At 41.5% G+C, this 8,075-nt stretch carries 11 protein-coding genes; 1 reads left to right on the top strand and 10 read right to left on the bottom strand.

Annotated features, from left to right (window positions below; translation table 11 throughout):
* The 7 genes from WEIDD23_RS11105 to WEIDD23_RS11075 all read right to left on the bottom strand — a co-directional run.
* A partial coding sequence (locus WEIDD23_RS11105; protein ID WP_062359032.1) for a phosphoglycerate kinase occupies nt 1–997 on the bottom strand: 997 nt, incomplete at its 3' end.
* 122 nt (nt 998–1,119) lie between these two features.
* Nucleotides 1,120–2,130, bottom strand: a complete 1,011-nt coding sequence (gene gap, locus WEIDD23_RS11100; RefSeq protein ID WP_010369259.1) for a type I glyceraldehyde-3-phosphate dehydrogenase — start codon at nt 2,128–2,130, stop codon at nt 1,120–1,122.
* Nucleotides 2,131–2,404: 274 nt separating this feature from the next.
* Entirely contained in the window at nt 2,405–3,115 is a 711-nt protein-coding gene (locus WEIDD23_RS11095) for a hypothetical protein (RefSeq protein ID WP_010369252.1), read from the bottom strand.
* 142 nt (nt 3,116–3,257) lie between these two features.
* A complete protein-coding gene (locus WEIDD23_RS11090) occupies nt 3,258–3,470 on the bottom strand; it encodes a hypothetical protein (protein WP_010368880.1) in 213 nt (70 codons plus the stop codon).
* 139 nt (nt 3,471–3,609) lie between these two features.
* The gene (locus WEIDD23_RS11085; RefSeq protein WP_010368877.1) at nt 3,610–3,789 is read right to left on the bottom strand and encodes a hypothetical protein; all 180 of its coding nucleotides are present in this window, start codon (nt 3,787–3,789) and stop codon (nt 3,610–3,612) included.
* A gap of 45 nt (nt 3,790–3,834) precedes the next feature.
* On the bottom strand, nt 3,835–4,293 hold the full coding sequence (locus tag WEIDD23_RS11080) for a hypothetical protein (RefSeq protein WP_010368874.1): 459 nt from the start codon (nt 4,291–4,293) through the stop codon (nt 3,835–3,837).
* A complete protein-coding gene (locus tag WEIDD23_RS11075; protein WP_010368871.1) occupies nt 4,283–4,666 on the bottom strand; it encodes a helix-turn-helix domain-containing protein in 384 nt (127 codons plus the stop codon). Before WEIDD23_RS11075 ends, WEIDD23_RS11080 begins: the two co-directional genes overlap by 11 nt.
* Before the next feature lie 489 nt (nt 4,667–5,155).
* On the opposite strand from WEIDD23_RS11075, the gene WEIDD23_RS11070 reads away from it, so the two are divergent.
* Nucleotides 5,156–5,515 (top strand): hypothetical protein, encoded by a 360-nt coding sequence (locus WEIDD23_RS11070; RefSeq protein WP_062359031.1) that lies wholly within the window; start codon nt 5,156–5,158, stop codon nt 5,513–5,515.
* A gap of 437 nt (nt 5,516–5,952) precedes the next feature.
* On the opposite strand, the gene WEIDD23_RS11065 is transcribed toward WEIDD23_RS11070, so the two are convergent.
* The 3 genes from WEIDD23_RS11065 to WEIDD23_RS11055 all read right to left on the bottom strand — a co-directional run.
* The gene (locus WEIDD23_RS11065; RefSeq protein ID WP_062359030.1) at nt 5,953–6,660 is read right to left on the bottom strand and encodes a DUF3800 domain-containing protein; all 708 of its coding nucleotides are present in this window, start codon (nt 6,658–6,660) and stop codon (nt 5,953–5,955) included.
* Nucleotides 6,661–6,818: 158 nt separating this feature from the next.
* The gene (locus tag WEIDD23_RS11060; RefSeq protein ID WP_062359029.1) at nt 6,819–7,826 is read right to left on the bottom strand and encodes a GH25 family lysozyme; all 1,008 of its coding nucleotides are present in this window, start codon (nt 7,824–7,826) and stop codon (nt 6,819–6,821) included.
* Between the two features lie 5 nt (nt 7,827–7,831).
* The coding region (locus WEIDD23_RS11055) for a phage holin family protein (protein WP_207644212.1) at nt 7,832–8,075 on the bottom strand (244 nt) is incomplete at its 5' end.

The following is an 8,075-nucleotide window of genomic DNA, read 5'->3' as shown; positions in this document are numbered from 1 at the left end:
CGAACACACCCATAGGTCCGTTCCAAACAACCGTCTTAGCATCTGCCAAAACTGACTTGAACAATTCAATTGACTTAGGACCAGCATCAAGACCCATGTAGCCATCCTTGATACCATCTTCAGCAATGTAAGTGTCAGCGTCGTTAGCAAACTTGTCAGCAGCAACGGCGTCAACTGGCAAGACCAACTTGTCGCCAGCTTCTTCGATCAATTGCTTAGCCAACGCAACCTTGTCCTCTTCGAACAATGAGTTACCAATAGCCTTACCGTTAGCAGCATCGAACGTAAAGGCCATTCCACCACCAACGATAACCTTGTCAGCCTTCTTCAACAAGTTTTCGATAATCGTAATCTTGTCTGAAACCTTAGCACCACCGATGATAGCAACGAATGGACGCTCTGGGTTTTCAACGGCACCACCCAAGAACTTGATTTCCTTTTCCATCAAGAAGCCAGCAGCAGTTTGCGCAATGTTAGCTGCGATACCTGCGTTTGAAGCGTGGGCACGGTGTGCAGTACCAAACGCATCGTTAACAAAGACATCACCCAATGAAGCCCAGTACTTACCAAGCTCAGGATCGTTCTTTGACTCACGCTTAACTTCTTCACCGTTAACAACGTCTTCGAAACGTGTGTTCTCAAAGATCAAAACTTGACCATCTTCCAATGCAGCAACGGCATCTTCCAATTCCTTACCTTCAGTAGCAGGAACGAAAGTTACAGGTTGACCCAACAAGTCAGCCAAACGTTGTGCAACAGGCTTCATTGACAAGCCCTTCTTGTCATCTTCACTCTTGATACGACCCAAGTGTGAGAACAAGATTGCACGTCCACCTTGCTCCAAAACGTACTTAATAGTTGGCAATGCAGCTACGATACGGTTGTCGTTTGAGACAACAACTTCACCGTTCTCTTCCTTCAAAGGAACGTTAAAGTCTACACGCATCAAAACCTTCTTACCCTTCAACTCCAAGTCTTCAACAGTCAACTTAGCCATGGGAAAAGTCCTTCTTTCTGTGTATATAATTAAATTACTTCAATAAGTCTATTATAACAAAAAACAGGTGGTTTAGTATGCCTAAACCACCTGTTTTTACTCTATCTGCTAGAAATTAGCAATTAGAGAGTTGCCAAGTGCAACAAAGTACGGATCATGTTTGAAGTGAAACCGTACTCGTTGTCGTACCAAGCAGCAGTTTGAACCAATTGCTTATCACCAACAGTGATAACCTTAGTCAAAGTTGGGTCAAACACAGCACCGTGTGTGTCGCCAATGATGTCTGATGACACGATCTCGTCTTCGTTAACACCGAATGAGTCGTTCGTGTACTTCTTAACAGCTTCGTTAACTTCTTCAGCCGTAACAGTCTTTGACAAAACAGTCGTCAACTCAGTAACAGAACCGTCAACAACAGCAACACGTTGTGCGTGACCGTCCAACTTACCAGCAACAGAAGGAACAACCAAACCGATAGCCTTAGCGGCACCAGTTGAGTGAGGAATCGTGTTTGCTGAAGCAGTACGGTTTGAACGGAACTTTGATCCCTTAGGACCGTCCAAGATCATTTGCGTTGAAGTGAAGGCGTGAACCGTCGTCATCAAACCGATCTCGATACCAAATTCCTTGTCCAAGGCGTTTGCCAATGGAGCCAATGATTGCGTCGTGCATGAACCAGCAGATACGATGTGATCGTCTGCAGTCAACGTGTCTTGGTTAACACCGTAGACAACCGTTGGGATGTTTCCAGCTGGAGCTGAAATCAAAACCTTCTTAGCACCTGCATCCAAGTGAGCTTGTGACTTTTCTGCTGAAGTGTAGAATCCAGTAGACTCCAAAACGATTTCAACACCATCGTTTGCAACCCACTTCAAGTCAGCCGCGTTACGCTCAGCGTAAACACGGATCTTCTTACCATCAACGATGATACCGTCTTCGTCAGCTGAAACATCAACTGGCAAAGTACCGTGCGTTGAGTCATACTTCAACAAGTATGCCAACATAGCAGGGTTAGTCAAATCGTTAATTGCAACAACTTCGATGTCGTCCGCAGTATCCTTCAACTCAAGGATGCGACGGAAGGCCAAACGACCAATACGGCCGAAACCGTTGATACCAATCTTAACAGTCATTATTAAGATTCCTCCCAGAAATTCTTTGTAAACGTTTTTACGTTGTTTATTATACGACTTTGCATAAAGTTTCGCAAACAATTGTAACAACGCGCTTTCAACACCGCAACAAACGTTGCCGTTCATTACGAACCGACCCAAATAACCACCTGATGTCACCATCAAATATCTTATTTAATCGATACATCTATTATACGCCTTAAACCTAAAAAAAGCTCAACTTTACATTGTCTCAAATACAAAACGACTAAACCTCGGTTTAGTCGTTTTTGTCTTATTTGACTTTACTTAGTAACCGTCGCTTTGTCCGCCGAAATACGGTTGACATGACACTTGTGTGCAACTCAATTAACGTCAGTACAACTAACACCGTCACTGTGCCAATAACTGCAAACCACGTTCCCGTCATATCAATCAATGATCGTTCTTCATTCGCTGATAAAGAAATTGAAGAAGCTTTCACAACCTCCTCTTCGGTCAAAGCATCATTAATTAATTGATAGTCTGCCATATGAATCAAATCTTGCAACGTAAATGGATCATTTAAGGCCTGAAAATCATGCAAATTTGTTTGTAGGATATCTTCCTCACTCTTTAACTTATCAGCCCAACCATCCTTATCATCATTAAAAATAGTCAGTAACCGCACCTCATGAATCAAAAAAATGTAGTCAGCGACATACTGGTACGCCGACTGTTCGGCAGACAGTAGTCCGTTCTCAGTTTGTGTGAGGTGATCACTCAATTGATGATCCGCTTTCTTTAAGCAGTCAACCACATCGGTCTCAGCCTTGAAGCGATCACGCATCAAATCAATTTCTTCAAGGGCATCGACATACGCCGCAATAATTGTATTTTTATCTGATGCCTTGCTATTTTGTGCAATTGGTAATGTTGCTGCGTCATCCCCATAACCAGTTACCGTACCGAATGCCATTGTCAGCGAGAAACTCGCCACAATCAATAAAACCAATCGTTTCATCATGGTCTCAACCTTCCCTTTTCTCTTCTTTGATAGAATAACAAGGGAATGCTGGTTATTTTGGGACAATTTGTGATGAAACACTCCTAAATTGTGAACAAAAAAAGCAATCAGTCTCACTGAACTGATTGCCTATATTGATACCTTATTTTTGTAAAACTAGTCGGTGCGCTTCCTGCTGATCAGCACCACCAAGACGGGCAAATCCATAACGTACAATCCGACCCAAGCCACGGAAGATAGCTGCCCAACGGCGTGACATCAAGTATTCTACCAGTGACGCCACTGACATCATCCCAATCCAAATGATTACTAAAATTGCAAATACAACAGCTCCTGCAAATACATTAATGGTCATATCCATCCTCCCACTCGGTTAACTTAAACCTAACCCCATTAGTTAATAAAAGTCCTAATCAACATAATCCCTGTTAACTAGGACACTATTTATTATAGGTTAGGTAAAAGTTAATTGCAAGTGTTTTGTTAGGTTTTTCCTAACGATAACTAATGCGGTCCATGGGATGCGCTGCATTGAAAGCATTAATCAATTCAAGCATATCCCGGCGAGTAGCACCCTTTTGGACATACTTCACTGCTTTTTGCTTATCTTTTGCAACTCCTGACACCATTGATTGAAAATGCATGCCATTGCGCTGGTTTGATGGTAATGCCATTGTTCTACTACCGTCTTTTCTTAAAAAAATAATCTGTCGTCGTGTCTACCCTGGAATCAAGCCACGACGCCGATAGTACGCAACCGTTTCCTCAGCAAAATCAGCTGGGTAACCCAAATGCTCAGTCAGCATCCACGCAGCAAACGGTTCGTCTTCGTGATAGTGGGCTACCCGCACTAAATCTTCCGGTGATGTCATGTAGGCAATCACCTCTTCACGGGCGCTCACCTCATTATTATGTGCACGCACAGCGTCATAGTCCAAATGATCACCAAGATCTGAAATTGCATGATGATATTCCTCAACTAAGGTCCGCGCCTTATCAAACGTTGCCAAGGTTTTATCAATGAAAATGTAAGCCTTATTTCCCTTCAGATACGCCACCCCATCAAGACCGGAATTTTCTTTCAATGGCATTGTATCTAAGACAACCGCTTCTAGACCATGGGCCACCAAATCTTGCTCAACGCGCATCAACAACTCATCGTAATCGTTACTTCGCATTCCGATCCTCGTAGTCTGCAATTAATCCTTCGATATAAGCTTTCGCCCGATCAATCACACGATGACGATCTTCATCAGGCAAGCCCGAAATATCCAACCCCCAGTGTGCTGCCATCAAGACCGGCTCGTCAGTGGCTACCGCTGTCGACACCTTGTCTGGATCCTCAACTAAGTCTGATTTTGATACCCCGAAGTAATCAGCCATTGCTTCAATTTTATCGATGCGGGGATACGTCTTACCGTTCGACCAATCAGAAATTGTCGCCGTTGATACACCAACGATTTCAGCCAATCGTGCCGCTGTAATTTCTCGTTGCTTTATGAGACGCTTAATGTTGCGCCCCATTATTGCCTTACCTTCTGATGATGCCATCTTGTTCACCTTTTTCTATGTATTATCATTCGTTATGTTTAAATTTTAAAAAATGCCTGTGACCACGTCGCACAAGTATTCTGTTATATATTTATAATAAAGGTAAACTTAACACATTGCAAGGTTTAACCTAACGGATTTGTGGCAAAAATGCTATCTTGCTTACGATAGACGTGATTGTGCTACAAAGCAAAAAATAAAAGCCCTGAAATGCCTTTAAATCAAGACTTTCAGAGCTTTATTTTCGTTATATCAATGAATCTGGGGGACATTTTATAAAAAACAGAGTAAAACATACGCTTATACACCGGGGTTTTTACGCAAATTAAGATTTGTACATTCACCCCCATTTATGTAGGTTTTGCAGAAAAGTGCTACAAGTAGTGCTACAAATAGCGCTATAATCTGTGCTACAAAATTACTTGTTTCTAACTATAGTGGGTTAGTGTAAAATTAACTTTAATCTAACAGAAATAGGAGAAAGTTAACATGACAGAAACCACCCACTGGATTGAACGACTGAATAATTTCTTGAAATCAGAAACAGAAGATGAGCGTATTTTATATGTAGGAAAGTTTAACGAACTTGTGGCTAACGGATTTAATTCTAAGCAAGCTTACATTAATTTGCACCGAGAAATTGTTGAACCCTTGCTAGAAGAGAACGAACTAGTTTGGGAAGATTACACCGAGGCAACTGCTAAGGCAATGTTCCGGCCAACTCTTTTCGACGTTAAGACTTGGATCGAACTAGCAACTAAAATTGGTCCTTCTGCTGCAACTGGAAATTGGCATGCGGTTGAGCATGAGTGGTCATGGGACGTACCTGATGTAGAAGAATTTGTCTAAATGCTATCGAAAACACGCTCTGACAGCTCCTTACGATTCTTAAATGGACCATTCATACTAGTCAGATAAAGTTTTGGCCGTAAAAAAACGCTCGTAATAATATGAGCGCTTAAGTATGGTTATAATTAAACTTTCGCTTAATCAATGAAAAAAGAAAAATTTATAAGTCGCACTGTCGGCTCCTTAAAAATCTTTTACGGCTGGTTAAACCGCATTCATTAGTTTAATGTATACAACCCATAATTACTAGCATATTTGTTTTAAACAAAAAAATCCCGTCTAGCCTAAGTACAGTTGCACTTAGGCTAGACGGGATTTTTAATTATGTATGCAACAGTGGAAAGGAACCTGGTTCTGACTATTAAAATAGCTTGCCACTATTTATCAGGCATAAGCCTGTAACAACATAGTACAATGTACCCACTTAAATTGCAACCCTAATGTGTCCAATTCTTCGGTAACTTAAGGGGAGCGTCAATACCTATTGATTTAAACCTATCTTGTACCAAAGTTGACTTTACTGTCCCGTTATAATAATGTCCTTTCGTATTTGCCAGCACATCCGCTAATTGAATACCATTGTCATATTGGGAATCCTCATAAGATACCGTAAATTTTGCAGCTGATGTTTTTTGATATTTATTCCAAAAATACATATGTTTAGCACTTTTATTTAAATAACGTCCCAAACTATCGCGATTGTGCAAACGTGTCTTGCTCTGATCATCAATATACACATGAACATGATCGAATCTATCACCACACTTCGCCCGTTTATCTTGAATCGCAGTCTCTACGAAACGACGTAGCAAATAGTTTTTATGCAACTGAACAGATTGTTTAGAACTAAAATTAATTGTCAAAATAGGAACTTTTACTGCAACGAAGATAGGGTGAAAATTATCAGGAAATTTATTTTTTATTCGACGAATAATTTGCAGTTTAATTTTTTCATCCATTTGACTTCCTTTAACTTCCCGAGAAGTATGAAATATTTGTCGTCTCAAAACACCGTAAAACCGCTTTATCTCATCCATTTTTTCATAAGGAGTCCAAAAACCAGCATACAAAAATACCGATCCTTTTTTATAATTTGGATGTAATTGACCTGTATCGTCAATATAAATCGCCATTGTTTCACCCATGCTTTTCCCCTCCGGAAATTAAAAGTTAGTAACCTCAATTCTAATACTTCTATGAATATTCAACAAGTCGTGTCGAAATGTAAAAAAGCCGGCAAACTAGGAATTTGCTCCCAATTTGCCGGCTTTTCAAATTGGTCTTTTACGACCAGTTTGACTATTTATTTAATTACTGAAGCAAGATTCTTAACCATGGCCGACTTAGCAAAATACGTTCCATCAGTTCCAAAGTCAAAGTGATAGCCATGCCAGTCACCTTCGCCTTGAACAAGCTTACCGTCACCGTCAGACCAGTAGTACATCCCCCATGATTGCGTCCAGTTTGACTTGATTAGCTTACCGTTTGCAAATGACCAATAAGCCCCCATGTGCTTTTTGATGCCGTTAGCCTTGTGCTTGAACGACTTGTCTGTGTACCATACGCCACCCTTTGACCATACTGTAGCGCCGTCGCCTGGGTTCTTCTTGATTACCGCTTGATCCGCAGTAAAGAAGTTATCGTACAACTGATTTACATCAAACACACCAAGTGACATGCGGAATGTGGCCTTTGAATCAAACTGCCAACCGTGCTCTGTAGCATACCAGTTTTGAGTTGATGTTGGTGTAAATGGATATGAGGCAATCCATGACTTTTCACCGTATGGCGTTACTTCAAGATGAGACCCCATTGTATAAGCAGTGGTACGGAACCCACCCTTAATTTGAACCTCATTTTCGAACGCAGTCACAACAGCTTGCATATTTGCACCCATTGCCATTTGTGCCGGTTCTTCAACATCAGCCACCAAAACTGCCCCTACAGGCAAACCGTCAGCTTGCGCCATAGCCACAGCATAATTGGCCTCAGCAATCGCACCAGTTACCGTTGTTGCATGCAAATAGTGATAACCGTTGATGTACAAGCCAGCTTCTTGCGCAGCACGAATGTTTCCAGCCGCAGTCCAGTCATGATAGGTTGTACCCTCTGAAATCTTGGTCGTAACCGCCTTAACACCGTATGCATCACGCATATCAATGAATTCAGGTGTTGTCATCTGTCCATTGTGGTTTGACACATCAACCATGTCATAACGTGGCGAATCAGCATGGACTGTTACGTTTCCAGCGAATGTTGCACCAAACAAAAAGGCCGCCCCAACGGCGACCAACTTAATATACTTATTCATCTACTCTAATCCATTCCTTTCATTTTAAAGACAGCCCACTCAATAGCAGTATTTATCTCGCTTGCTGTGAATAAATGCGCCTTATCTAGCTTCAACAATTTATCGGACACATACTTTAATGCTTCCGCCTTTTGCTTTGCTCCACCGTCAAAGTTGTCTTCTGCCCATTCAACAGCTTTTTCGGCAATATCCAAAACTGTTGTCATCTTGGCATTTCCATCAACGACAGTTCGCAAATGAACAATTACC

This window comes from Weissella sp. DD23 (assembly GCF_001579105.1).
Taxonomy (GTDB): Bacteria; Bacillota; Bacilli; order Lactobacillales; family Lactobacillaceae; genus Weissella; species Weissella cibaria.
This window is presented reverse-complemented; position numbering and strand designations above follow the sequence as displayed.